At 47.3% G+C, this 25,707-nt stretch carries 22 protein-coding genes and 1 pseudogene; 17 read left to right on the top strand and 6 right to left on the bottom strand.

Features of this window, described 5'->3' with window-relative positions; genetic code table 11:
- Positions 1-427: 427 nt before the first annotated feature.
- Genes imuA through QL223_RS12500 form a run of 3 tightly spaced genes read left to right on the top strand, consistent with a single transcriptional unit; the run spans position 428 to position 5,675 of the window.
- Positions 428-1,135, top strand: coding sequence for a translesion DNA synthesis-associated protein ImuA (gene imuA / locus QL223_RS12490; RefSeq protein ID WP_002536793.1), 708 nt, complete (start codon positions 428-430; stop codon positions 1,133-1,135).
- Positions 1,132-2,538: a DNA polymerase Y family protein gene (locus QL223_RS12495; protein WP_281544932.1), complete on the top strand. Its 1,407-nt coding sequence runs from the start codon at positions 1,132-1,134 to the stop codon at positions 2,536-2,538. Before imuA ends, QL223_RS12495 begins: the two co-directional genes overlap by 4 nt.
- A gap of 23 nt (positions 2,539-2,561) precedes the next feature.
- Entirely contained in the window at positions 2,562-5,675 is a 3,114-nt protein-coding gene (locus tag QL223_RS12500; protein ID WP_281544933.1) for an error-prone DNA polymerase, read from the top strand.
- Positions 5,676-5,690: 15 nt separating this feature from the next.
- Here the strand turns inward: QL223_RS12500 and QL223_RS12505 are convergent, their stop codons facing one another.
- The 3 genes from QL223_RS12505 to QL223_RS12515 form a co-directional block, all read right to left on the bottom strand.
- Complete coding sequence (locus tag QL223_RS12505) at positions 5,691-7,049, bottom strand: hypothetical protein (RefSeq protein WP_002536788.1); 1,359 nt, start codon at positions 7,047-7,049, stop codon at positions 5,691-5,693.
- Positions 7,050-7,343: 294 nt separating this feature from the next.
- Positions 7,344-7,835, bottom strand: coding sequence for a histidine phosphatase family protein (locus tag QL223_RS12510; protein WP_281544934.1), 492 nt, complete (start codon positions 7,833-7,835; stop codon positions 7,344-7,346).
- Between the two features lie 6 nt (positions 7,836-7,841).
- Complete coding sequence (locus tag QL223_RS12515) at positions 7,842-8,783, bottom strand: chemotaxis protein CheV (RefSeq protein WP_002536786.1); 942 nt, start codon at positions 8,781-8,783, stop codon at positions 7,842-7,844.
- 395 nt (positions 8,784-9,178) lie between these two features.
- Here QL223_RS12515 and QL223_RS12520 point away from each other — a divergent pair, with 395 nt between their 5' ends.
- The 5 genes from QL223_RS12520 (at position 9,179) to QL223_RS12540 (ending at position 14,371) form a co-directional block, all read left to right on the top strand.
- On the top strand, positions 9,179-10,102 hold the full coding sequence (locus QL223_RS12520; RefSeq protein ID WP_039849665.1) for a chemotaxis protein: 924 nt from the start codon (positions 9,179-9,181) through the stop codon (positions 10,100-10,102).
- A gap of 257 nt (positions 10,103-10,359) precedes the next feature.
- A complete protein-coding gene (locus QL223_RS12525; protein ID WP_002536784.1) occupies positions 10,360-10,668 on the top strand; it encodes a DUF496 family protein in 309 nt (102 codons plus the stop codon).
- A 126-nt stretch (positions 10,669-10,794) separates the two neighbouring features.
- A complete protein-coding gene (locus QL223_RS12530; RefSeq protein WP_281544935.1) occupies positions 10,795-11,421 on the top strand; it encodes a TnsA endonuclease N-terminal domain-containing protein in 627 nt (208 codons plus the stop codon).
- Complete coding sequence (locus QL223_RS12535; protein WP_281544936.1) at positions 11,418-13,295, top strand: transposase; 1,878 nt, start codon at positions 11,418-11,420, stop codon at positions 13,293-13,295. The genes QL223_RS12530 and QL223_RS12535 overlap by 4 nt, the downstream gene beginning before the upstream one ends.
- Before the next feature lie 23 nt (positions 13,296-13,318).
- Positions 13,319-14,371: a TniB family NTP-binding protein gene (locus tag QL223_RS12540; protein WP_281544937.1), complete on the top strand. Its 1,053-nt coding sequence runs from the start codon at positions 13,319-13,321 to the stop codon at positions 14,369-14,371.
- On the opposite strand, the gene QL223_RS12545 is transcribed toward QL223_RS12540, so the two are convergent.
- Positions 14,368-14,679 (bottom strand): helix-turn-helix transcriptional regulator, encoded by a 312-nt coding sequence (locus QL223_RS12545; protein WP_281544938.1) that lies wholly within the window; start codon positions 14,677-14,679, stop codon positions 14,368-14,370. The two genes, QL223_RS12540 and QL223_RS12545, sit on opposite strands and share 4 nt — an antisense overlap.
- Before the next feature lie 101 nt (positions 14,680-14,780).
- On the opposite strand from QL223_RS12545, the gene QL223_RS12550 reads away from it, so the two are divergent.
- From QL223_RS12550 to QL223_RS12575, 6 genes and pseudogenes are all read left to right on the top strand, one after another.
- Positions 14,781-15,314 carry a hypothetical protein gene (locus QL223_RS12550; RefSeq protein ID WP_281544939.1) on the top strand — a complete coding sequence of 178 codons (534 nt, stop codon included), beginning with the start codon at positions 14,781-14,783 and terminating at the stop codon, positions 15,312-15,314.
- On the top strand, positions 15,308-16,675 hold the full coding sequence (locus QL223_RS12555) for a DEAD/DEAH box helicase family protein (protein ID WP_281544940.1): 1,368 nt from the start codon (positions 15,308-15,310) through the stop codon (positions 16,673-16,675). The genes QL223_RS12550 and QL223_RS12555 overlap by 7 nt, the downstream gene beginning before the upstream one ends.
- A gap of 101 nt (positions 16,676-16,776) precedes the next feature.
- Positions 16,777-19,233, top strand: a complete 2,457-nt coding sequence (locus QL223_RS12560; RefSeq protein ID WP_281544941.1) for a DEAD/DEAH box helicase family protein — start codon at positions 16,777-16,779, stop codon at positions 19,231-19,233.
- 33 nt (positions 19,234-19,266) lie between these two features.
- The gene (locus QL223_RS12565; protein ID WP_281544942.1) at positions 19,267-19,833 is read left to right on the top strand and encodes a hypothetical protein; all 567 of its coding nucleotides are present in this window, start codon (positions 19,267-19,269) and stop codon (positions 19,831-19,833) included.
- A 124-nt stretch (positions 19,834-19,957) separates the two neighbouring features.
- Positions 19,958-20,485, top strand: a pseudogene (locus tag QL223_RS12570) (type I restriction-modification enzyme R subunit C-terminal domain-containing protein); the annotation flags it as partial.
- Between the two features lie 35 nt (positions 20,486-20,520).
- Entirely contained in the window at positions 20,521-21,027 is a 507-nt protein-coding gene (locus QL223_RS12575) for a hypothetical protein (protein WP_281544943.1), read from the top strand.
- A gap of 71 nt (positions 21,028-21,098) precedes the next feature.
- Here the strand turns inward: QL223_RS12575 and QL223_RS12580 are convergent, their stop codons facing one another.
- The gene (locus QL223_RS12580) at positions 21,099-21,449 is read right to left on the bottom strand and encodes a hypothetical protein (RefSeq protein ID WP_281544944.1); all 351 of its coding nucleotides are present in this window, start codon (positions 21,447-21,449) and stop codon (positions 21,099-21,101) included.
- A gap of 74 nt (positions 21,450-21,523) precedes the next feature.
- Between QL223_RS12580 and QL223_RS12585 the strand changes: the two genes are divergently transcribed.
- Entirely contained in the window at positions 21,524-21,676 is a 153-nt protein-coding gene (locus tag QL223_RS12585; RefSeq protein WP_281544945.1) for a hypothetical protein, read from the top strand.
- Positions 21,677-21,838: 162 nt separating this feature from the next.
- Here the strand turns inward: QL223_RS12585 and QL223_RS12590 are convergent, their stop codons facing one another.
- Positions 21,839-22,252 (bottom strand): hypothetical protein, encoded by a 414-nt coding sequence (locus QL223_RS12590; protein WP_281544946.1) that lies wholly within the window; start codon positions 22,250-22,252, stop codon positions 21,839-21,841.
- A 167-nt stretch (positions 22,253-22,419) separates the two neighbouring features.
- Here QL223_RS12590 and QL223_RS12595 point away from each other — a divergent pair, with 167 nt between their 5' ends.
- Positions 22,420-23,925: an N-6 DNA methylase gene (locus QL223_RS12595; RefSeq protein ID WP_281544947.1), complete on the top strand. Its 1,506-nt coding sequence runs from the start codon at positions 22,420-22,422 to the stop codon at positions 23,923-23,925.
- Complete coding sequence (locus QL223_RS12600) at positions 23,925-25,706, top strand: restriction endonuclease subunit S (protein ID WP_281544948.1); 1,782 nt, start codon at positions 23,925-23,927, stop codon at positions 25,704-25,706. The genes QL223_RS12595 and QL223_RS12600 overlap by 1 nt, the downstream gene beginning before the upstream one ends.
- Position 25,707: the final 1 nt, after the last annotated feature.

The raw sequence follows: 25,707 nt of genomic DNA on the forward strand, positions 1-25,707 counted from the left end.
CTTCATAGAGTTGGGTTAAATGATTATACCCAAACGACCTGAAGATACTTGAATTCAGAGGTCATCAATGCGTTCAATTCGAGGCAAATTTCGCGAGGAATAGTCGTTCTATTTCCGTGGAATTTAACGAAGAAGTGGGCGCATTGAGGCCCTCCCTTAGGGCGAGCTGACTGACGCCGTGCTCTTTGTTGTTCCTTTTTGATGGAGATGACTACACCTGCAAAGGAACGCCGCGATCACAACGCCAGCCAATCTCGCTGAATCCTGCATCTTCAGGTTGTTTGGGTATATGAGTATATCGGCAATCTGAGCGCTTAACGAGCCACTTCTTCCTCTTCAATGTCGTCTAATATGCATCAAAACACACTTGTTCTAACCGCAATCTCGCCCTAGAATAATACTGTACATATATACAGTATCATTATTTATGCTTGATAACATTCTCGCCCTGCATTCAGGGATCTGGACGGCGAACCGTCTCTATCAACCCAAAGCGCACTGCCGCCCCAGCGGCCACACTGTGCTTGATGAAAAGCTGGATGGCGGCTGGCCGGAATCCGGCGTGGTTGAACTGCAATTGCCCTGCTTTGGCATTGGTGAATTACGCCTGATCCTGCCAGCTGTCGTGACGGCTTTGAAAGACAGTGAACTGACCGTGTTTGCCGCGCCACCGGGAGAGCTCAACCCCATTGCCCTGTGTCAGGCAGGATTGGATTTAGAAAAGGTGATCATTCTGGATGCGTCTGTTTCATCAAGCTTATGGTGCGTTGAACAAGCTTTGAAAAGTGGTTGCTGTCGCTCTGCCGTACTCTGGGGGGAAGCACTTTCCGTGACTCAGGCCAGACGCCTTCAACTCGCTGCGACCGAAAATGACTGCCTGCTGTTTATGATCACCCACCAAAAAAGTGTTCAGGGTTTGCCGGTAAGCTGCCGCCTGTCTGCCATCCCTGATGAAGGAGGATTGAAGGTGACTGTGATTAAACGCCGTGGCCTACCTGTTCAACCTTTTCATGTGCCATTAGCGCCTGTTTTTCATACCTTCTCACTGGCCGAACAAGCAGAGCCGCATGAAACCATCACACTGTCATCTCTCCAGTTGGCAGACACCTCTAACGTGGTGCCATTGTTCCGATGATCCTCTGGTTGTATCTGCATTTCCCCGCCTTGCTGCTCGACACCCTTATCCGCGATAACAGGGTGGAAACACCGCTGATTGTGCTTTCCCGCACGACAGGTCATGTTTATCAAGCCAACGCACAAGCACGGGAATATGGCATTGTAACGGGTAACGACCTTGGTACCGCCAGTGCGCTGTGTCATGGCTTAGACGTCGCTGACTATGATGAACAGGCCGAAACCGACCGTCTATTGCAGCTGGCTTCCCTGCTGTATCAGGTCAACGCAGACATCATCCCTTACGCACCGGACGGGCTTTTGATGAAAGTCACTCCGATGCTCAAGCTTTATGGCTCACTGGATAACTACTGGCAATCACTGCTGCCTGTGCTCAGTGGCGAGCAGGTGCAATATCACTTCGCGCTTAGCCCTTATCCACAAGCGGCACGCTGGCTTGCACGCGCAAAGGCAGATTGTGGTTACCTGACCCCGGAAGCGGCTGAACAGGCACTCGCTGCGCTTGCTGTGCGAGAACTGGGATTCACAGAGAGACATGTTGTTCAGCTGGAGCGCATGGGAATCCGGCACGCCAAGCAATTGCTGGCGTTACCGGTGGATTCACTCGGTCAGCGTTTCGGTAAACCGCTGACAGCTCACCTACGTTCCCTAACCCAGAAAAGCCTGGCCTTGCCTGCGAGCTTCACACCGCCCGAGCACTTCTACCAGTCACTGGAGCTTTTGCATGACATTTCCAATAGCCAGACGCTTTGCTTTCCACTACAGCGCATGCTCAAAGAAATGGAGAAGTTCCTGCACGTCAGGGAGGCGGTCACCCCCGCCATTACCATTGTGCTGACACAGCGAGAGCAAGATGACAAAGTCTTGGAGATCACCGCAGCAACGCCGGAATCGGCCACCAGCCGATGGATGCCGCTGCTCCAACTTCATCTTGAAAAGCTTAAGCTGGATGCCCCTGTCACCCACCTTCGACTGGAAGCCAATACTCTGCTGCCAAGGCAGTCCCCCACTCAGGATTTGTTCGCAGGTAAACGTGGACAACTCACGCCGGGAGAACTGATCAGCCTGATGCAGGCGAAAGCGGGGAAACATGGGGTTTACAGCCTGTCACTGGAGAATGACCACCGCCCAGAGCGTGCCTTCAAGCGCCAATTGCCGTTGCAGAAAAGTACGCAGCTCTTGCCTCCCTTCCTGCCGACACGTCCTGCACTGCTTCATGTGTCTCCCCGCCCTCTGCTGTCTCGCCCTGACACACTTACAGGCCCAGAACGCGTCAGTGGTGGTTGGTGGGATAAATCGCCCATCCAGCGCGATTACTTTGTCGCCCGTAATAAACGGGGACAACTTTGCTGGGTATTTCGAACCGCACAAGGTGAGTGGTTCGAGCATGGCCTTTTTTGTTGATCCGCTGTTTGAGATCGCTGCCTATGACAACACCTTCGACTATTCGCCCACAGCCTTTTTCAGAACTGCACTGTAAAACCAATTACAGCTTCCTGACCGGCGCTTCCCACCCGGAAGAGCTGGTTGTTCGCGCTGCCACTTTAGGGTACAGCGCACTCGCCATCACTGATGAATGCTCGCTTGCTGGCGTAGTACGTGCTCACACTGCAAACCGCGACCAGAACCTCGGACTCAAGCTGATCATTGGTTCAGAAATCACCTTTCAGGATGAAAAACTGGTGCTGCTTTGCCCCAGCCGACAAGCCTATGGCGAGCTGGCACGCCTTATTACCCAAGCCAGAATGCGCAGCGAAAAAGGGCATTATCAGGTATTCAGTGATGATTTCAGCCACATCACCCAGTGTCTTTGCATCTGGCTACCGACACTCAAACATGAAGAAAAAAACAAACCCGAGGATTTTCAGCACTGGTTGAAGAACACGTTTGAAGAAAGATTGTGGATCGGCGTTGAGCGTCTGCTACTGCCCAATGAATCCACATATCTGGCCATGGTGGAATCGTTGGCAAAAGCGCACGACCTGCCAATTGTCTGCACCAATGATGTACTGATGCATCACCCCCGCCGCCAGCCTTTACTCGATGTCATCACGGCGATTCGGCTCGGCAAACCTATACAACAATGCGGCTTCGATTTGCCAAGAAATGGCGAACAGGCACTCAAGCCTGTTGAGAAACTGGAAAAGCTCTATCCCGAACGTTGGCGAAAAGAAACCCAGCGCATTGCGGCGAAATGTACCTTCTGTCTCAGTGAGCTTCGCTATGAATATCCCGCAGAGCTGGTACCTGATGGCTTCACCGCCAGCAGTTACTTGCGACACTTGGTGGAAGAAGGCATTGGCAAACGCTTCCCGAACGGGATTAAGCCAGAGATCCGCGCAACCATCGATAAAGAGCTGGGGCTGATTGCCGAACAGCAGTACGAGTATTTTTTCCTCACCATTTACGACATTGTGCAGTACGCGAAATCACAAGGCATTTTGTATCAGGGACGCGGCTCTGCGGCGAACTCTGTGGTGTGTTATTGCCTTGAAATCACCGCGGTTAACCCAGAGAAAATCAATGTCCTGTTCGAGCGTTTTATCTCGAAAGAACGTAACGAGCCACCAGACATTGATGTCGACTTCGAGCACGAACGCCGCGAAGAAATCTTCCGCTACATCTACCAGAAATACGGCCGTCAGCGCGCTGCCATTGCCGCGACAGTGATCACCTATCGCTTTAAAAGCGCGTTCCGCGATGTGGGCAAAGCGCTAGGGCTTAATGAAACCCAGCTGGATTACTACATCAAAAACCTCAACCACCGTGACAAAGGGCTGGATAAAGGTGAACAGCTTGAAGCACTGGGTTTGGACACCCAATCACACCTTGGGCGCTGGTTGCTGGAACTGGTTGAAGAAATCCGCGGCTTTCCGCGCCATCTCAGTCAACATGTCGGCGGTTTTATTATTTCCGCAGGTCCGTTGTATGAACTGGTGCCGGTCGAAAATGCCGCCATGGCAGAGCGCAGTGTGATCCAATGGGATAAAGACGATTTGGAATCCCTTGGACTGTTGAAAGTAGACATCCTCGCGCTCGGCATGTTGAGTGCGATCCGCAAGGCGTTTGCCATTATCGACAAGCAACACCAACGCAGTCTGTCGATCGCTGACATCATTGCCATGGGTGACGATCCCATTGTCTATCAACAACTCCAGAAAGCCGATTCTGTCGGTGTGTTTCAGGTCGAATCCCGCGCCCAGATGAGCATGTTGCCGAGACTGCGCCCAAACTGCTATTACGATTTGGTGATTCAGATTGCCATTGTGCGTCCCGGTCCGATACAGGGCGATATGGTGCACCCCTACCTGAAAAGGCGTTGGGGTGAGGAAGACATCACCTACCCTTCGAAAGAAGTCGAGTCGGTGTTGTCGCGTACCATGGGCGTGCCGATTTTTCAGGAGCAGGTGATCCAGCTTGCGATGGTCGCCGCCGGATTCAGTGGCGGTGAAGCCGACCAACTTCGTCGCGCCATGGCAGCATGGAAGCGCAGTGGAAAGCTCGCTCCTTTTCGCGAAAAGCTGATTAACGGTATGCAGGAGCGCGGTTATAACATTGAGTTTGCCGAACAGATCTTCCGACAGATCCAAGGCTTCGGTGAATACGGTTTTCCGGAATCACACAGTGCTTCGTTTGCGGTATTGGCTTACACCTCATCCTGGTTAAAGCATTACTATCCGGTCGCCTTTTACTGCTCGCTGCTCAATAGTCAGCCGATGGGTTTCTATAGCCCTTCGCAGCTGTTGCAGGACGCATCCCGTCATCAGGTGAAAATCCTTCCCGTCTGCGTCAATCTAAGCCAGTGGGATCACCAACAAGTGATAGTCCAAGGTCAGCCTGCGCTGCAACTTGGTTTTCGTATTGTGAAAGGCTTATCCGACATTGGTGCGGAGAAGCTGCTGCAATGTCGCCCCTACAAAGGATTCCAGCATCTCAACGAAATAAGACAATGTGGATTGAGCCGGGGGGATCTGGAAGCGCTCGCCAGTGCCAACGCCACCAAGGTGCTGGCAGATAACCGCTTTTCCGCCCGATGGCAGATGATGGATGACAGCCACGCTCTGCCGCTGTTTTCAAACACACAACCGGACAGCTCGGATGCTAATGCGATTGCCGCCCCTTCTGCGGTAGAAGATTTGATTGAGGATTATGCAGCCACAGGTCTTACGCTCGGCAAGCACCCCATCGCCCTGCTGGATGAAAACGGCAAACTGGGCAAACATCGGTTAGCCAGTGAGCTCAATACTATACGTTCAGGCTCAGCGGTCACTGTTGCTGGTGTAGTCACTGGCAGACAACGCCCAGGGACAGCCAGTGGCGTAACCTTTGTGACCTTGGAAGACCATACTGGCAACATCAATGTGGTGGTGTGGCTCGCCACTGCACGGGCGCAGAACACACCGTTTGTGTCGGCTAAGATATTAAAAGTAAAAGGAATATTAGAGCGCGAAGGCGATGTGGTGCATGTAGTCGCTGGACGATTGATTGATATGACCCACACTCTCGATCAGCTACTTATCCATTCACGGGACTTTCACTGATCAAGGAGTGAACAATTATGAGAACACTTCTTCTACATCAACCACTTTGGAACGATTAACTGTGATCTTCCAGCGTTGAATCGTGAAGCTGCCATCCTGATTTTTCTGCTTGGAAACCAGGTTAAACTGGTGACGCTTGTCGATAGATTCACGCGTCACCTGACCATCACTCAGCGCGTAATAGCGCTGCTTACCACGCGCCATCAGGCGGGAAAATGGACGGAAATCGAGTCGCCACACTTCCCGCGTCATGTCGTAGCCGCTAAGGAACTTGGTGGTCGACATCTGCGTCACCATCTTGATCTTCACTACCGACTCTTCCCGTTGACGTAATTTGCCTTTACGCATCTTGCGCACGTCATCAGGAATTTTGTCGAACGGGATGTAATCCAACCACTCCAGCTGATTGCCGATACGCTGACCGGATGTCGGGTCAGTAAACATCTTGCGCCACTTAGGACGCCCTTTACGAATAAAGCGCCAAAGTACATCACGCAAGTCGTCTTTAAAAATCTCACGCATGGCATATAACCCCGCCATGGCCAGCGCGAAAGACAGGGTAATTTCACCCAAGAAGTTACGCATGCGGATAATCGCAAAGGTGACAAAAATCATCACCAGACCTGCTGCCGCACCTTTTGCCAGTTTGTTGAGGTTCTGCCCCAATACCACATCGTTCTGGCGAATCGTTACCGGATATTCAATCAGACGACGGGCAAGGCGCATCTTGTTGACCATTCGCGTCGGGTCACTCTGCGCCTTGGATGAGTTGTAGTTTTGGTCGATACGATAAGCAGCTTCAGATTCGCAAAAAGCCAAAAGCTGCTCTTTGATCGGCTTGAACGCCGCGCTTCTTGGCATGTGCGCCACCAGCGAAAGAAAACGCTGCTCAGTCAACCAGGAAAGGTAGTTATCGACATTGTTGTAGTACTTGATGAGACTTTCATCTTTCGGCACATAACGGCGCAGACGACGAAGGATCTCAACCGCCATGTCGGTGATCACTTCCAATTGCTCCACGGCTTCTTCTTCTTCCACGTCAGTCATGGTATCGAAAAATCGGTGCGTGGTTTTCTCCAGCGAAAGCGCGTATTGATACGCGTACAAGCTCAAGCTCACACGATATTTGTCAGAAGGCAATTTATCCCGGCTGGCGAGTCGGGAGTGAACAAGCGGTAAATGGTGTTGCGAAGAAAAGTAGGTACGGGTGTTAGACAGTACCGTGTAGTAAAACTCATCTTCGCTGAGCACGCTCTTGGAGAAATTCAGCTCTCCAGGAACAAATAGGTAGAATTCGACGTCCTGTCTTTTTATCTCTTCATTGATCAGCGCAATCCGTGCGGTTAACCCCTCATCTTTTTCTACAGAGATCAATTATGTACTCCAAAATATTCTCTTCTAACGGGTCTTTCCGCGAGCCAGGAAGGACATATAGTTTATACCGAAACATTCCGTGTGTGCATGCCTCCAATAGGCTTAATTTCATTGGGTGGATGTAAAAAGACCATCACTGATCGACTGTGCATTTTTTAACCAGCTCGCGAAGATCATTTCGTCACTTCGATAACTCGGGCTTACAAGCGGATTAGACCCTGAGAGTTAACTGGGTTATCCACAGAAAAAGTGAATAAGTCTCAGTAGTCGGATCCTGACATCGCGTTAAACTGACTACGGTTTCAGTCGTTTAGGATAATCGAGAAACAGAACCTGTTTACCTGCCGTCGACCAGTTAGACCAACTTTGGCTGTAAAGGGCAATCACCGCTATACCACACGTTGGAAGGTTATCTATTTCAAAGGGAATATGAGCGAGAAATTCATTGAAAGCCGGATTATGACCAACCAACATGACGCTTTCATTATCGTCGTCAAACCGCTCTACAACCTTTACCAGCGTTTGCCAATCTTCTGTGTAAACCGTGTTTTTAATGACAACAGATGGCGAATGAACAAACTGTTCTGCCATCAGTTGTGCCGTCGTCATTGCGCGAAGTGCGCTGCTGGAAACAATCAACTGGGGCTGCTTTAACCATGCCGCCAATCTGGCTCCCATCATAGATGCGTTTCGCAGGCCACGAGGATTCAGCGGCCTGTCGTGATCATCAAGGGAAGGGTCATCCCAACTGGATTTTGCATGGCGGGTGAGAAAAAGTAGCTTCACCCGTGCCTACTTGCCCAACGCTTCGCGCATGCGGGTTTGCACCACATCCACAAGAAGATCGGGTTGGAACTTGGACACGAAGCGGTTACACCCCACTTTCTCCACCATGGCTTCGTTGAAGCTGCCACTGAGTGAAGTGTTAAGCGCAATATAGAGATCGTGCATGCGACTGTCTGCGCGCACTTCTGACGTCAGCTTGTAGCCGTCCATTTCCGGCATTTCCGCGTCAGTGATCATTAACAGGATCTCGTTGCGCGGGTCTTTGCCTTCATCACACCAGGATTTAAGAAGATTCAGCGCCTGCTGGCCATTCTTCTTCTCAATGCACTCGATACCAAGCTGACCCAATGTTTCGGTGACTTGTTTGCGCGCAGTAGAAGAGTCGTCCACCACCAGCACTTTCTGGCCCACTAGATGGTTAGAGAGATCATCATCCAACACACCATCGGAAATGCCGATGTCATAGGAGATAATTTCCGCCAATACTTTTTCGACATCGATAATCTCAACCAGCTTTTGTTCGTTTTCATGGTCGAGCTTAGTGATCGCCGTAAGGTAATTGGAACGCCCCGTGCTTGGCGGCTCCATAATTTCGTCCCAGCCCATATTCTTGATATACACCACCTTGCCGACTAAAAAAGCCTGCACGGAGCGGTTGTACTCCGTCACAATAAGATTACTTTCTTCATCTTTGCTGAGCGGACGCAAACCAATTGACTGACGCATATCGATTACAGGGATGGAGTGACCTCGAATGGTCGCAACACCGCTAATTTTGGGATGAGAACCGGGCATTTGGTTAAGGCGGGGGACTTTCAACACTTCTCTGACTTTAAAAACGTTGATAGCGAAAAGTTGGCGTGTTCCTAGCTGGAATATCAACAATTCCAGTCGGTTTTCACCCACTAGGTTGGTACGGGAGTCTACAGAATCTAAAATGCTTGTCATGGGTTACTAACCGCTCTCAGATCACATCACTGTGATTTCTCATTGTCTTATCGCTGTCAGCCAGTAAAACACATAATGAGAAGGTACTCACTTCGGTTTAACTATTTAGCGCGTTACATCTTAATAATAGAAAAACTCCTTGAATAAAGCGAAATTACCCCACCTCTACTTACATTTTTATCATTGGGCTGCAAATGCCTTCTCTCACAGAGAGTTAGCAAGATTCTGATCACGCTGGAAATTCACGAAAAGTTACTGGATAAGTGTCATAAATCGGCCCATCATAGGTGTGACAAGGAAGAGGAAAAGCTACAATCAAGAGAGATATTGTGGCGTTGCTGGAAGCAATGCATCATTTTTCTTGTTTACTCATTCTGGCTAAAAACAGGCGCTATATGAAAAGCAAAGCCAATGAATCGCAGGGTATGTTGTTATTCCGACTCTCTGCCACACAGACTTTTGCCCTTGGCACTTTGAAGGTCAGAGAGATTGTACCTTTCTGCCCGCTCACTGCACTTCCTGGCTCTCATCCTACTGTCATTGGTACCGCGAATATCCGTGGTATCACTACACCAGTTATCGATATGGCGAAAGCGATTGGTTATCAACCTGTCGATAAGGAAGAGTACAAAAACTGTTTTATCATCATCACCGACTGCCAACGTCGTGTGGTGGGCTTTTTGGTACGTGGTATCGAAAAAATCAGTGAATGTGACTGGCGCAATATCACGCCACCTCCAGAAACCCTGGGCACACGAGCCTTCCTCACTGGCGTGATGAATGTTGATGAAAAGCTGGTGCAACTGCTGGATGTTGAGTTGGTGATGTCGAAAATCTTCCCCATGCCGGAAGACAAACTTCATCCTATCCTCGCCGATGTGGATCGCGAGAAACTCAAACCTATGCACATCCTCTTGGTTGATGACAGCAGTCTGGCAAGGCGTCAGCTTTCAGAAGCGCTCGACAGCATCAATATTCCTTATGTGGTTAGCACCAACGGGATTGATGCACTTGAGAAGCTGAAAAACTCAGCCAGAGAAGGCCGACCGTTTGATATCGTCGTGAGTGACATCGAAATGCCAGGCATTGACGGTTATGAATTGGCCTTTGAAATTCGTAGCAACGAGCCGCTCTCCGAAGCGTATCTGATCCTACACACCTCGCTTTCCAGTGAAATCAGTGTTGACCGCGCCCATCAGGTAGGGGCTCACGAAGCGCTGACCAAGTTTGATGCCACAGAGCTGGTGAATGCCATGCTTCGCGGCGCTCATCTTAAACTGGAAGGTGAACATGTCCGCCTTGAAGGGGCAGTTGAGTAATTTACTTTCACTTTCGTCAAAGGCACGCTTCCACGCGTGCCTTTTTCTTTTCTATCAACATGCTATATGGTTAATTCGCTTACGATTCGTGTGCCGCGAATATTCTGCGCTCACGAGGTTATAGCACACATTTTCCTGCCCAAGCTGTCACTAAAAGTTCTCGTAAAATACTGAGCTTTCCTTGATCAAAAGACTGTTTCCGACGGTCACCTTGTGGTTTAATTTCATCAGGATCACACAAAGAAGGTTATAGACCTATGAACAATGTATTCGAGATCGTTAAGTTCTCTCGTCGCAAGAATAAACTGAAGCGGGAAATTCAGGATAACGAGAAGAAAATCCGCGACAACCAGAAGCGCGTAACTTTGCTTGAGAACCTGCTTGATTACATTCAGCCAGAAATGACTCACGATGAAATCGTAGAGATCGTTAAAAACATGAAAGCTGACTACGAAGATCGTGTTGATGACCACATCATCAAGAGCGCAGAGATTTCAAAAGAGCGCCGCGAGATCAGCCGTCAAATCAAAGAGCTGACCCGTCTGGACAAAGAAGGCAAAAAATAAGCTTTCTTTCTGCTGATGTTTGCAGCATAAGTCTGCAAGCAGTGCAGGGAAAGGCTGCAAAGTTGCAGCATTAATCAGCATAGCCTACGTTTAGTAGTAACATTACAACGTACGGTTATGCTGCATATGTTTGATCAAACTAATAAAGCCTCATTTGTTCATAACATCAGAAAGTTTATGAGCTTGAAGAACGACGCTGTTGTTCGAACGATGTCTGTACTCGAATACGATTTTTGTCTTCACCTCGAATACAATCCGGATGTCCACTCGTATGTCTCCCAACCCGATGGCTTTTTCTACCATTTTAATGGTCGAAAGTGTCGATACACTCCCGATTTTCAAGTTTTCGACAGCGCCGGAACCTCAGCATTTTTCGAAGTAAAACACTCTAGCAAAATATCTTCGCCAGACTTTAAAGCCCGATTTGAAAAGAAAGCTCGCGTTGCCGATGAGTTGGGACACCCACTTGTTCTTGTCACTGAAAAGCAAATCCGCCTCGACCCAATCATCAATAATCTCAAGCTGTTACACCGATACTCGGGTCTCCACACCATTACTGAAATACAAAAAAGTGTTTTAGCATATGTTCGCAAAAGAGGGGAAGTTAAGCTCTACCAAGTCGCTGATGAGCTCGGTATTTCAGAACACGAGACCTTGATATGTTCCCTATGCTGGATTTCTTCGAAAAAAATCAATGCAGACCTAAGGCAAGAACCGTTCAGCTTAAACACGCTCGTATGGTGTGACCAATGAGTGATGGAAAAAGCGCTGCTTTTGGGTATGAAAGTGCTTTTGGGGCTTCTCCTGACAAAAGTGACGATGATCTTTTCGAAGATTTGTTCGAAGGATCTAATACTCATAACCTCATTCGGTCTTTAGACTCCTACACAGAGAAGGAGCAAAAAGCGGCCATCGCTAAACTTAAGATCATACGTTTTGTGGAGCGCAGGATTAAGGGTGGTTGGACTGAAAAGATTCTTGATCCGATATTGGCCGAAGCAAAAGGCTCACTAGGTATGAAAATACCTAGTTGGAGAACACTAGCAGGTTGGAAAAAGCAGTATTACGAATCCGGTAGGTCGATTCATTCCCTAGTTCCCCAGCATCGAAAGAAAGGAAACCGTAAACGGCATACCGACTCACAGCAATATATAGACGACGCAATCGAGAAGAAATATCTGACTCGAGAAAGGCTCACCGTTGCTGAGACTTATCAATACTACAAAGACCAAGTTCTGCGAGCCAATAGAAACATTGTTGACGGTAAAATCACTCTGCTGAAAGACAGGGCATTTTATAACCGAATAAAAGAACTCCCTCCTTACGATGTTGATTTGGCAAGGTACGGCAAACGATATGCTGACAGGAAGTTTCGAAGTGTTGGTGAAATGGTTCCTGCCACATACCCTCTAGAATATGTTGAAATCGACCATACGCCAGCGCCCGTCATTTTAATCGATGATGAACTCGATATTGCTGTCGGTCGTCCCTACCTGACCATACTTTTTGACCGGTACACGAAGTGCATTGTTGGTTTAAGTGTTAACTGGAGAGAGCCAAGCTATGACTCTGTACGAAAAGCATTTTTAAATGCTGTCTTAAAAAAAGACTGGCTGAAAGAACGTTACCCGAAAGTCGACAATGACTGGCCCTGCTTTGGTAAAATCCAGAATCTTGTCGTTGATAATGGTGCAGAGTTCTGGAGCAATAGTTTGGATGATGCCTTAAGACCTCTTGTTTCTGATATCGACTATTGCAAAAAAGCACACCCATGGGAAAAGTCTGGCGTAGAGAATGTATTTGACCTCTTGAACAGAGGGCTTCATAACAAACTTCCGGGCAAGACCTTCGCGAATCCAGAGCAACTAAAGGATTACGACCCCAAAAAAGACGCTGTTGTACGCGTATCAACGTATTTATTCTTGCTTCACAAATGGATTGTTGATGTTTATCACCAAAACTCAGACTCACAAGAGCGAGCAATACCCCATCGTAAGTGGGACAGTAGTAAGTGGCGTCCTAATTTTTATGAAGGTAAAGAGGAAGAACAATTAAGAATTGAATTGGGGCTGTTAAGGAATCGAACCATCAGGTTAGGAGGTATACGTCTTCACCGTATTCGATATCAATCCGATGAGCTAATTAACTACCGCAAATACAATGCAGATAATCTCTACGTTAGAACTAAAACCGACCCTTCAGACCTTAGCCATATCTATGTTTACCTTGATCAAGAAGCACGTTATATCAAAGTTCCTGCAGTCGATAGTACGGGTTACACTAAGGGTTTATCGCTATATGAACATCAACGATCACTAAGGGTTCAGAGGCTAGATACAAGAAACCAGGTAGACGAAGAAGCTCTTGCTAATGCACGTTTGTATATTGACGAAAGGATAGATGAGGAAATCGAGTACCTTTCTCGTTCAAAGAAAAGAAAAAGAGGTCAGCCCAAGCTAGGAAGTGTCTCAAAAATTGCAAAGTACCGGGATGTGGGTTCTGATGGGCCGACTACTATCATTAGTCAAGATAGAAGACTGACCAACGCTAGTCCTTCAACTTCGGCTGAGCGTACATCAGATGATCACACTCCCCCGCAGGACTTTACCGATATTGAGGGGTATTGATGCTCCGACTAAACGCTGACCAAATGAACAGCCTGAAAGCATTTAGGTCATGCTTTATCGAATATCCTGCAATCTCCGAGATTTTTGGCGTATTTGACCGATTGCGGCTAAATCGACATCTCGGCGGTGAACAAGAGTCCATGTTACTGACGGGTGAAACTGGTTCTGGCAAAACCGCTTTAGTGAACCAATACCTCGCTAAAAACCCAACTAATTCGACAAAAAGTCTCGCTGACCAAAAAATTTTAAGCACGCGAATCCCGTCAAATATCAGTGAAGAAGGCACTATTCAACAGTTTCTTACAGATCTCAACAATAAGGCCTCCTCCAGCCGAACCAACAACAGAAAAAAAGCCCCAGCCCTCGCTAAGGGAATTGTGCGCCAGCTGAAAGATAAAAATGTCGAACTCATTATTGTTAATGAAATACAAGAACTTATTGAGTTTTCAACAGCCGACATGCGTCAAGAAATTGCCAATACGTTTAAATATATAAGCGAGGAAGCGAAGGTCCCATTTGTGCTTGTTGGGATGCCATATGCAGCAGTGTTAGCCAATGAAGCCCAGTGGAGTTCACGCCTTGGGTGGAAGAGAGAGATTGATTACTTCAGGCTTTTCAAACACCAAGATATCGAAGATAGAGAATCTCCATATATTCCTGATGTCGAGGGAAAAGAGCATTTTGCCAAATTTGTCGCAGGATTGGCTTCTAGAATGCAACTTGACCAAAAACCAATGTTGACGGGTGACAATATACTCCTTCCACTTTTTTCGGTCTGCTCCGGTGAATGTAGGAAGCTAAAGCATTTTCTTGAAGATGCGCTGCTAAACAGTTTTATCCAAGAAAAGCCGACTCTTGATAAAGAGGTTTTGTCAGATACATTCGTTCAAAAATTCCCGAAGCTACCAAACCCTTTCAAATGCTCAACTGAACAGATAGAAATAAGAGAGCTGAAAGCGGTATCAAGATACAATTTATCGGCTACGTCCAAGGAGGAAAAACTATTACCACGCCTTTTTACTGACCAGCTTCCTATGAACCTTCTTTTGAATAACAAGCCTTTGAGAAGAAGTTAGCTCTGTCCCCCAACCAACTTCGCAATCAGCGCCGCCTTGTCCTCATCGCTGAGTTTATCCACCAAGCAGGCTAGCTCCGCAGTCAACTCACTTTCACAGAAAAAGTAATTTAGCGGTACGCCAAGTTCATCGGCCATGCGTCGAAGCGTACCGATATCCGGTGTGTGGCGGCCTTTTTCATAGTGGTTCATTCGCCCACTCGCTGAACTCGGTTCCATACCAATGCTTATACCCAGATCTTTCTGAGTGATACCGGCTTTTTTACGGGCTTCTTTAAGCCTCGTTGGGATTGGGTTGTCTTTTTGCACTGAGTCATATCTGGTTGACCTATGTCGACTTAGATTGTCTAAGTTTTACCGATTTCTGTATACTTAGCAATCCTAAGTTTTCGATGAGTGTAGTAGTCAAGATGAAGCGAACAGTGCCCCTGAATCAATGGCTGTATAAGGCATTGATAGAGAAAGAAATGGATGGATTCTCGGTATTGGAAATCAGAAATGATTTGCTCGAAGACACCGCAGAGCTTTTCGATAAGCAAGCGCTAAGAAAGGTGCTCTATCGCCAAATCTACAAGCTGGTAGATCGTGGATTTCTGGAAAAACGTCAGGATGAAACGCAGGGACACACACGTTATTTTAAAACTGACCGCTTCAAAGCCCTGCATTTCGTTTCCGCCAAACGCACGAATTTGCCTCTTAACAATGTAGAGCCAGAAATCGAACCCTCTCGCTCTTTTCTGGCGCATATATCCAAAGAAAAAGCCCAATCTGAGGCCGAACTTCGTATCGTGCTGGGAGAAGTAGAAGAATATAAGCGAGTGCTCGCTCATTTTCCTGCGCAATCAACACTTATCCAACCGCTCTACGAGAAATCAAAAGCATACTCAGCAGAGTTACTGGGCAGAATTAACGCCCTGAGTAAATTGGAGTCACTGCAATGCTAAGAAAATGGCAAAGTGAATGCGTCAATGCAGCCATGGAAAGCTACACCACGGGGCAAAGACACTTTCTTTGTCTCGCCACACCGGGTGCTGGAAAAACGATAATGGCGGCAGAAGTTGCAGCCAACCTTTTTGACCGAAATATGATTGATGGTGTGCTGTGCTTTTCGCCCTCTATCACGATTGCAGATGGTATCAAAAAGACGTTTTCGCACAGATTGCAATGCCCCTTTACCGGAGGAATGGGTGACAAAGGGGTATCTCTGACCTACCAGAGCCTATCCAGCCTCAGTGACGAATTTTGGGCATCCCTTCAAACACTTCGGCTGCTCGTCGTGTTTGATGAAATTCATCATTGTGCCGGAGGAGAAAAGCCCAATGCTTGGGGAAATGCGCTTATATCTCGGCTTCAGACACTGGCTGCATTCACTCTTGCCTTAACAGGAACCCCTTGGCGATCTAACGCAACGCAGATTGCTTTCGCGGCCTACTCGGTCGAAGGCAATATTCACTGTGACTATACCTATGGCCTTGCCGAGGCAGTCGCTGATCAGGTTTGTCGAAGGCCTAATGTGGTGCTGGTTGATAACGAAGAGCTAGTCGCTTCAAACTATGATGGCTCAAGGGATACCTATCCATCCGTCTCTGAATACCTTTCAGGTTCTGGTGAGCCCTATGGTTCTCTGCTGAACAGCGAGAGTGTTCTGTTGCATGTGCTCAAACTCGCTTGCCAAAAGCTCAGTGACGTTCGTCTCAGTATCCCAGATGCTGCGGGGCTGGTTGTTGCATCGACCGTTCAGCATGCAGAGCAGATTGCAGCGATGCTTAGAGCGAATTTCAAGCAAGCGTCCGTGGTTGTGACCTATCGTCATGACAATGCAAACGGAATAATTGAAGCGTTCAAAACAGCTAAACAACCCTGGATAGTCAGTGTTGGAATGATCAGTGAAGGGACGGATATCCCAAGACTTCAGGTCTGTTGTCATCTAAGTCGGGTAAAGACTGAGCTCCATTTCCGGCAGGTTCTGGGAAGAATTCAACGTAAAAGAGGTGAGCAAGACAATGATGCCTGGCTGTACACCATTGCAGAACCCAATTTAGTGAGTTACGCCGAGCAACTGACGTTAGATGTGCCAGAGAGCACACTGGCCGTTCACAGCGTTAAGGGTAACCCAAGGCTACAAAGTGCTGGCAACCAGTCGACAGAAATCATCAACAACCCAAATCAGGCCATATCCAGACATTGCAAAGAAGTGCTCTTTGAAAGCCCAAGTCATGACGATATCGGCTGGCATGGATATCAATCACGGGAATTGTTAGTGCTGGGAGACTTCAAACAGAGAGTTCTTTCCCATTTCACGTAAGTTTATTGATGAATTAGCGATTAGAACCAACAACAAGCTGATCCCCAGAAATTTAAACTCAGTTATAATGCCAGCATCCAGTTAGTTGTACAGTTGGCACTATGACCTCCACCATCAACAAATCTAAGCTCACTGAAGCCGATATCATCAGCAAATTCGTTCTTCCCAGCATTGAAGATGCCGGTTGGGATCGCATGACTCAAATCCGTCAGGAGGTCAAACTCCGAGACGGTAAAGTCGTCGTACGTGGACAAATTGCAGCACGTAAAAAAGTGAAATCGGCAGATATCGTGCTTTACCATAAACCCAGCATGCCGCTGGCTGTTGTAGAGGCAAAAGCCAATAAGCACGAAGTGGGCAAAGGGATGCAGCAAGGGTTGGATTATGCCTCCTTGCTTGATGTGCCATTTGTGTTTGCCACCAATGGCGATGGTTATGTCTTCCACGACAAAACAAACCCGAATCAGATTGAGACTGAAATCCGCCTTGAGGATTTCCCATCCCCAGCCATGCTGTGGGAGAAGTATTGTCAGTGGAAGGGATATAGTGACGACCAACTGCCGCTGATCACCCAAGATTACTACGATGATGGTAGCGGTAAATCACCGCGTTACTACCAGCTAAATGCCATTAACAAAACCATTGAAGCGGTCTCCGAAGGGCAGGATCGCGTGCTGCTTGTGATGGCGACAGGTACAGGTAAAACCTACACCGCTTTTCAAATCATTTGGCGCTTATGGAAGTCTGGGGCCAAGAAACGCATCCTGTTTCTGGCTGATCGCAATATCCTTGTCGACCAAACCAAAAATAACGACTTTCAGCCTTTTGGTACCGCGATGACCAAAATCGGCAATCGTACCATCGACCCCGCTTTTGAAATCCACTTAGGTCTTTATCAGGCCATGACGGGGCAGGAAGAAGAAAAGAAAATCTTCAAAAACGTCCGTCCGGATTTCTTCGATTTAATCGTAGTGGACGAATGCCACCGAGGCAGCGCCTCAGAAGACAGCGCATGGCGCGAAATACTGGAGTACTTCAGCTCAGCGACCCAGGTGGGATTAACCGCAACGCCAAAAGAAACCGATGAAGTTTCCAACATCGAATACTTCGGTGAGCCTGTTTACACCTACTCGCTCAAGCAAGGCATTGAAGATGGATTCCTTGCGCCTTACAAAGTCGTGCGCGTGGATATCGACGTTGATCTTCAAGGCTGGCGACCCACCAAAGGTCAGGTAGACAAACATGGCGAAGTCATTACAGATCGCATCTACAACCAGAGCGACTTTGACCGAACCATGGTGATTGATGAGCGCACCGAGCTTGTTGCCCAAACCATTACCAACTACCTGAAACGCACAGACCCGATGGCGAAAACCATTGTGTTCTGTAACGACATCGACCACGCAGAACGTATGCGCCGAGCCCTTGCCAACTGCAACCCAGAGCAAATGGCGAAGAACGAAAAATACGTGATGAAAATCACCGGCGATGATGAAATTGGTAAAGCGCAGTTGGACAACTTCATCAACCCGAAAAAAGCCTATCCGGTTATTGCAACGACCTCAGAACTGATGACCACGGGCGTCGATGCTAAAACCTGCAAACTAGTAGTGCTGGATTCCACCATCAAATCCATGACCAAGTTCAAGCAGATCATCGGTCGCGGCACCCGTATCGATGACAAGTTCGGCAAACTCTGGTTCTCTATCCTCGACTTTAAAAAGGCCACAGAGCTCTTCGCCGACGAGCGTTTTGATGGCACCCCCGAGCGGGTAAAAGTCACCAAACCGGAAGATTTTGAAAACCCAGAAGACCTTGATGATATTGTCGATGGCATGCCGGAGGACGAAAACGGCGAAGCGGCTATTGATGGGGAATCACCGTTTGGTGATGACATCGACCCAGATACGATTCTAGAGCCAACGCCACCCTACACAACTTCAGGCGACGATACGTTCGGCCCAGGCCCAGATGAGCCTATTCAGGAAGAAGTCCGAAAATTCCATGTTTCTGGCGTCGAAGTGAAAAAGATTGCCGAGCGTGTGCAGTACTACGACAGCGACGGCAAACTGGTGACGGAATCGTTCAAAGACTACACCCGTAAAGCCATGGCAAAGCAGTTTACCTCAATGGATGACTTCACCCGTAAGTGGAACGATGCTGACCGCAAACAGGCCATTATTGATGAGCTCGCGGAGATCGGGATTATCTGGGAAGCGCTGGAACAGGAAGTGGGCAAAGACATGGACCCCTTCGATATGATCTGCCATGTGGTGTATGACCAACCACCCCTGACCCGCAAAGAACGTGCTGACAATGTGAAGAAGCGTAACTACTTCACCAAGTATGGCGATGTCGCGCAGGAAGTATTGAGCAATCTTCTTGAGAAATATGCCGACGCGGGTGTCAGTGAAATTGAAAGCATGACGGTACTGAAAGTTGCTCCCTTCAATGAAATTGGTCGTCCGCTCGAGATCATAAAAAAAGGTTTTGGAGACAAAGCACAGTACATCAATGCCGTTAGTGAACTTGAGCGTGAAATCTATAAGTTGGCGTAGTGCGTCGATTTATCTACTTGGTAATTTATTCCCTTGGACATTAAAGACAGACTGAGTTTCTATAAATCTCAGTATGATTCAGAACTAGCCCGAAAAACTGAAGTAATGGGGGTGGTTCAAGTTCGACTCGTATCCTTCCTCTCTGCTGTTGGTGTAATGCTCTATATGCTCAAGACTTTCCAACTTGAGCACTCGCTGGAGCTAGTACCAATAGTGTTTGTAGTTTCAGCAACAATCTCATGTATCTGTTTCTTGTATATAGCTTGGGTCTTATATAGAGCATATTGGGGAGATACTTACGAGAGATTACCCCCTGTTTCAGAGATGGAACGCTATTTCCAAGATATGAAAGAGGCAGGAATAATCAATGAGAAACCTGATGCTTTTACTGAATACTTGATTGAAGAAATCGGTGTATGTGTAAACAACAACATCGAAAAAAATGACTCTAGATATCAAGTAATGAATAAAGTAATGAAACGCTTACCATGGGCACTCTGTCCATTCCTTTTGGCTGGCGGTATTTACCTAGGCGCAGATTTAGATACCTCATCACCAAGAAAAGCGATTTCGGTTCAGATAGTAGATAGAGATGAGTGAAGATAAGAGTTCTGATATAGATAGCAAGTTGGCGGGATTGCAGAGGCCACAAAGAAGGGGGTGTACGGAGATAACTTCCTTTGATTGCTACGAATATGAAATTGAAATGCACAAAGTAAGTAAGCTTGCCGAGCGTGTGCAGTACTACGACAGCGACGGCAAACTAGTGACGGAATCGTTCAAAGACCACATCCGTAAAGCCATGGCAAAGCAGTTTACCTCAATGGATGAATTCACCCGTAAGTGGAACAATGCTGACCGCAAACAGGCCATCATTGATGAGCTCGCGGAGATCGGGATTATCTGGGAAGCACTGGAACAGGAAGTGGGCAAAGACATGGACCCCTTCGATATGATCTGCTGTGTGGTTTATGACAAACCACCTCTGACCCGCAAAGAGCGAGCTGACAATGTGAAGAAGCGTAACTACTTCACCAAATATGGCGATGTCGCGCAGGAAGTTTTGAGCAACCTTCTTGAGAAATATACCGACGCGGGCGTCAGTGAAATTGAAAACATGACGGTACTGAAAGTTGCTCCTTTCAATGAGATTGGCCGTCCGACTGAAATCATCAAAAAAGGGTTTGGTGACAAAGAAACCTACCTGAAAGCCGTCAATGAGCTAGAAGACGAAATTTATAAACTTGGATAAAGAATTAGCCAATAGTGTTTACGGAGTTACTAATTATGAAAACGGAGTTTCAAAGACAACTAGAGGCTCTTGGGTTTAAATCAACTAAGCAAGAGCAGCGGGAGAAATGCAGGAAAAATACTGGTGGCGACCACTTTAACAAAAAAAAGAAGATTGCGGGTGAACCCAATTATAAACGCGGTAGACGCAGCACTACCCTCAGTTTAGAGAGGATGTCTCTCGATGATGCAAAGTCAACAATAAAACGGCTGTACTCTGATTCTAAAAATTGGCAGTCACGCGAGTTTGGCACAGCTTTTCGAACTATTACAGGACAGAGCGTCATCCCAAGTAGAGAGAAAGCGCAAGAAATTGTTGGATTGTGGCACCAGTTCGACTCCCGTCATTATGAAAAGAAGTACTCGATAGCGGTTCTTGTTTTAACTGGTATATGGATTCCACCAAAGCGAAAACACCATCAAGGTATGTCTAGCCAGATAGAGGCTCGTTGCGAGCGACGAGATATAAATGCCAGTTATCGCGTTCATGTTTTCAAAAATTGAGTTCATAAACTGCCAGTTTCTATGAATATCTGCTCCAGTGGATTCTGGGCTCGCATTTGGTATCTGAATTCTTAAGGGTTATTCACCCGCATCGAGACTCGAACCAACTCTTCCGAAAACTCTTCACCTAAGATGTCATGAGCAACAAAGTTGGGCCGAACATGGTCGAGCTTCAAACTCTCATACTCCACATGGTCCATGATGGCTGAAAGATAGTGATCGAGCTTTTCAACTGGAGTTGTTTTTCTTTTGAAGTGGCCTCGAATCACTTCATAGCGCACTGTTGGATCGGAGCTTTCAGATAAGGTTATATCCTCCAAGTCGCTTTCATAATCAGTCACAACGTCAGCTAACTTACGCAAACTCCAACCCATACGGCCTAATAATAGGCGTATCTCTTCCTGTTTTTCCCGTGTCCCCATCTGTCCCCATGCCTTTTCGTACTCTGTTCCTGTCTTAGCGAAGACATCATTTTGACTAAACAAGGAACTTAAAAATGAACAAACCTAAAAACCCCGTCACGACCGAAGCCGCTGCTCGTATTCAATCTGCAGAAGCAAAACAGAATGGCGGCAAAGTTGAAAAAGGTGGTTTTGCTGCGCGTATGCAGCGAGCGGCGGACAAAGCTCGAAACCAAAACGACAAGTAACTATCAACCACCTAATAAGGAGATAACCATGTCTAAATCAGCACCTAAACCAAGCCCTGCATCCAAGCCAAATCCTAATTACCCAAGCACAACGGGCAAACCTTCTGGTCGCGGGCGAGGCAACGTGCCAAAGAGTAAGTAATTAATAAGCAGCAGGGGCTCTTAGGAGCCTCTGTTGCATGCTGTTATAGCCACTTTAAACGGTTCGTTAAACAATATCTGCGATTCCTTAAAATCTCGGTAAGACACCTGAGAGACCGTCGCTTCGACAGCACACAGACAGACTTGACGTTTATCTTTGTATTGACTGATAGAGAGCGGTTGCGCTGAACTGTTCACGCAGGTATCAACAATGGCGTACTCCACAGATACCGGATATCTGTTCTCATCCATTAGCTGTTCTATTTTAAATCCGCTCACCAACCCGATAATCGCTGCAGTGCCTGCTGAAATCAGCGGCTTTTTCAGCTTTCCGAAAGACTGCCCTTTAAAGCTCTTGTCGCACTCACAGCAAATGATGTGTTCCGCAAATTCAATCTTATTTGATGTCGCGCAATGTGGACATTCTATGTGCATCTCAAACGCTGCCCTGCTTTTCTTAATGATTCCAGACTGTTAATCATCTTAATGGCAATGATTTAACCGATTGTAGACCCGCTTTGTTTGCTTCGATTCCCCTCTCATAAAGTGATGAAATCCGCTATAATTCCCGCAATTTTTCGCACTTCAAAAGCAGTTAAATCATGTCTATCAGTTCCGTAATCAAATCGATTCAAGACATCATGCGTAAAGATGCCGGTGTCGACGGCGATGCACAGCGCCTTGGGCAACTTTCCTGGTTGTTGTTCCTTAAAGTTTTCGACGCACAGGAAGAAGAATTAGAGCTGGAGTTGGATGATTACAAAGCGCCAATCAACGAAAAGTACCTGTGGCGCAACTGGGCTGCAGATGCACAAGGCATAACAGGTGACAAACTGCTGGAGTTTGTGAACGACGACCTGTTCCACAACCTGAAGAACATGGCAGCGCCAGTCGACACCAACCCGCGAGGCTATGTAGTAAAAGAAGCGTTCAGCGATGCTTATAACTACATGAAAAACGGCACCTTGCTGCGTCAGGTGATCAACAAGCTGAATGAAATCGACTTTACAGACACGCAGGAACGCCACCTGTTTGGTGATATCTACGAGCAAATCCTGCGTGACCTGCAAAGCGCCGGTAATGCGGGTGAGTTCTATACCCCACGTGCGGTGACCCGTTTTATCGTCGACCGTCTTGACCCGAAATTGGGCGAAAACGTATTTGACCCATCATGCGGTACGGGCGGCTTCTTGACCTGCTCCATCAACCACATTCAAGAGCACGACAAGCCTGAAACCAGCGAGCAGTACGCGACGTTCCAGAAGCAATTCCATGGCGTTGAGAAGAAGCAACTGCCGCACCTGCTGTGTATTACCAACATGATGCTGCATGGCATTGAAGTGCCGTCGCAAATCAAACACGACAACACGCTGAATAAGCCGCTTTCTAACTGGGACAGCAACATTAACGTGATTGCGACTAACCCACCGTTTGGCGGTACCGAAGAAGACGGGATTGAAAAGAACTTTCCGGCGGAAATGCAAACCCGTGAAACGGCGGATTTGTTCCTACAACTGATTATTGAAGTACTGGATCCTGCAAATGGCCGTGCGGGTGTGGTATTGCCGGATGGCACTTTGTTTGGTGAAGGCGTAAAAACCAAAATCAAAAAGCTGCTGACCGAAGAATGTAACCTGCACACCATTGTGCGCCTGCCAAACGGCGTGTTTAACCCTTACACGGGCATTAAGACCAACATTCTGTTCTTCACCAAAGGCAAACCAACCAAAGAAGTATGGTTCTACGAGCACCCATACCCTGAGGGTGTGAAGAACTACAGCAAAACCAAACCGATGAAGTTTGGAGAGTTTCAGGCTGAAATCGACTGGTGGGGCAAGGAAGAAGAAGGCTTTGCTAGCCGCGTAGAGAACAATCACGCATGGAAAGTCTCGATTGATGAGATCATTGCCCGTAACTTTAACCTGGACATTAAAAACCCGTATCAAGGCGAAGTGGTCAGCCATGACCCAGATGAACTCCTGCAAAGCTACCAAACGCAACAGCAAGAAATCACCGAGCTACGCAACCAACTGAAAGACATTCTGGGCGATGCCTTGTCTTCGTCACAAAGAGTTTCATCAGCTCAAGCTGTGGATGAGGTGAAGTAATGTCTGCGGAAAAACTGATCACCGACCATATCGACATCTGGACATCGGCAGTACAGGCAAAGTCTGCGTCTGGTCGCGCTAGCAGCAAAAAGTGCGAGCTTTATGGCATCAAGAAACTGCGCGAGCTGATTTTGGAGTTGGCGGTGCGCGGTAAGTTAGTGCCGCAAGATCCGACTGATGAACCTGCTTCTGTGTTGCTTGAGCGAATTGCGGCTGAAAAAGCGCAGTTGGTGAAAGAGAAAAAGATCAAGAAGCCAAAAGCTATTTCGAATTTATCTTTAGAAAATCTTCCGACACTTCCAGATGGGTGGGCTTGGACGCACGTGCAAGATTTTACCGAGTACGTGCAAAGAGGAAAGGGTCCAAAGTATGCCGATAAAGGTAGTGTTCGTGTTGTGTCTCAAAAATGCGTACAGAACACAGGGTTTGATATTGAGCCTGCAAGATATGTTGAAGACCAAAGCTTGGAAAGTTATCAAGAAGAACGCTACTTGAAAGAAAAAGACTTGCTTTGGAATTCGACAGGAACAGGAACAGTAGGTCGGGTTAATGTGCTGCCAGTCGTTGAGAGTAAGTCTCTTGTTGCAGACTCTCATGTAACGGTGTTGCGCCCGCTTTTAATGAGCAGCCGATACATCTGGTGCTTTCTTATGTCGCCAGGTGTTCAAGCTCGAATTAACCCAGACCATGAGTTCTCTTTAGTTTCTGGCTCTACCAAGCAAGTCGAATTAAATACAAGCTCAGTAGTTTCACTACCTGTATCAGTAGCTCCCTCAAACGAACAACACCGCATTGTCGCCAAAGTCGACGAACTGATGGCACTGTGCGACCAGCTCGAGCAGCAAACAGAAGCCAGCCTTGATGCCCATCAAGTATTGGTAGAAACCCTGCTGGCAACGCTCACCAACAGCCAAGACGCCACCGAACTGATGGCGAACTGGGCACGCATCAGCGAGCACTTCGACACCCTGTTCACCACAGAACAAAGCATCGATCAGCTAAAACAAACCATTCTGCAATTGGCAGTGATGGGTAAGCTGGTATCACAAGACCCGAATGACGAACCAGCCACAAAACTACTTGAGCGCATCGCGGAAGAAAAAGCGCAGTTGGTGAAAGAGAAGAAGATCAAAAAGCAAAAAGCCCTACCGCCGATTGCTGAGGATGAAAAGCCGTTTGAACTGCCGGAAGGGTGGGAGTGGTGTCGTTTGGGCGAAATATATGATGTTTCATCCAGTAAGCGAATCCATGTCAAAGATTATGTGCAAAATGGCATTCCTTTCTTTCGCTCCAAAGAAATTGGAGAACTAGGTAGAGGCAACGATATTTCGACCGAGCTATTCATTTCTCACAATCAATATGATGCTCTACGGTATCAGTTAGGTTTTCCATATCCTAATGATCTGATGCTGGCTTCGATAGGAGGCAGTATAGGTAACAACTGGATAGCCGATGAACGACCGTTTTATTATAAAGATGGCAACATAACCAAAATCAGTCATCACTCCTTATCCAACCCAAAATTCTTGAAGTTTTTTGTTGACTCAGCATTTTTCTGGAAACAGGTTAACAATGGAGTAGCTGGTAGTGCTTACAATGCCCTTACAATTATTAAAATTCAAAACCTAGTATTTTCATTACCTCCTTTAGAAGAACAACTAAAAATCGTGACAAAGGTTGAAGCACTATTTGTCGTTTGTGAAGAAGTAAAACAACGTCTTCGCGACAGCCAACAAACCCAACTTCAGCTTACTGATGCGATTGTTGGGCAGGTGAATTAGT

Source organism: Grimontia sp. SpTr1 (genome assembly GCF_947387585.1).
GTDB classification, from domain to species: Bacteria; Pseudomonadota; Gammaproteobacteria; order Enterobacterales; family Vibrionaceae; genus Enterovibrio; species Enterovibrio indicus.

Bases quoted from the DNA above. Each gene is read 5' to 3' on its own strand.
- imuA (WP_002536793.1), top strand. From the start codon at position 428: ATGCTTGATAACATTCTCGCCCTGCATTCAGGGATCTGGACGGCGAAC.
- QL223_RS12495 (WP_281544932.1), top strand. From the start codon at position 1,132: ATGATCCTCTGGTTGTATCTGCATTTCCCCGCCTTGCTGCTCGACACC.
- QL223_RS12500 (WP_281544933.1), top strand. From the start codon at position 2,562: ATGACAACACCTTCGACTATTCGCCCACAGCCTTTTTCAGAACTGCAC.
- QL223_RS12515 (WP_002536786.1), bottom strand. From the start codon at position 8,783: ATGACAAGCATTTTAGATTCTGTAGACTCCCGTACCAACCTAGTGGGT.
- QL223_RS12520 (WP_039849665.1), top strand. From the start codon at position 9,179: ATGAAAAGCAAAGCCAATGAATCGCAGGGTATGTTGTTATTCCGACTC.
- QL223_RS12525 (WP_002536784.1), top strand. From the start codon at position 10,360: ATGAACAATGTATTCGAGATCGTTAAGTTCTCTCGTCGCAAGAATAAA.
- QL223_RS12530 (WP_281544935.1), top strand. From the start codon at position 10,795: ATGTTTGATCAAACTAATAAAGCCTCATTTGTTCATAACATCAGAAAG.
- QL223_RS12535 (WP_281544936.1), top strand. From the start codon at position 11,418: ATGAGTGATGGAAAAAGCGCTGCTTTTGGGTATGAAAGTGCTTTTGGG.
- QL223_RS12540 (WP_281544937.1), top strand. From the start codon at position 13,319: ATGAACAGCCTGAAAGCATTTAGGTCATGCTTTATCGAATATCCTGCA.
- QL223_RS12550 (WP_281544939.1), top strand. From the start codon at position 14,781: ATGAAGCGAACAGTGCCCCTGAATCAATGGCTGTATAAGGCATTGATA.
- QL223_RS12555 (WP_281544940.1), top strand. From the start codon at position 15,308: ATGCTAAGAAAATGGCAAAGTGAATGCGTCAATGCAGCCATGGAAAGC.
- QL223_RS12560 (WP_281544941.1), top strand. From the start codon at position 16,777: ATGACCTCCACCATCAACAAATCTAAGCTCACTGAAGCCGATATCATC.
- QL223_RS12575 (WP_281544943.1), top strand. From the start codon at position 20,521: ATGAAAACGGAGTTTCAAAGACAACTAGAGGCTCTTGGGTTTAAATCA.
- QL223_RS12580 (WP_281544944.1), bottom strand. From the start codon at position 21,449: ATGGGGACACGGGAAAAACAGGAAGAGATACGCCTATTATTAGGCCGT.
- QL223_RS12585 (WP_281544945.1), top strand. From the start codon at position 21,524: ATGAACAAACCTAAAAACCCCGTCACGACCGAAGCCGCTGCTCGTATT.
- QL223_RS12590 (WP_281544946.1), bottom strand. From the start codon at position 22,252: ATGCACATAGAATGTCCACATTGCGCGACATCAAATAAGATTGAATTT.
- QL223_RS12595 (WP_281544947.1), top strand. From the start codon at position 22,420: ATGTCTATCAGTTCCGTAATCAAATCGATTCAAGACATCATGCGTAAA.
- QL223_RS12600 (WP_281544948.1), top strand. From the start codon at position 23,925: ATGTCTGCGGAAAAACTGATCACCGACCATATCGACATCTGGACATCG.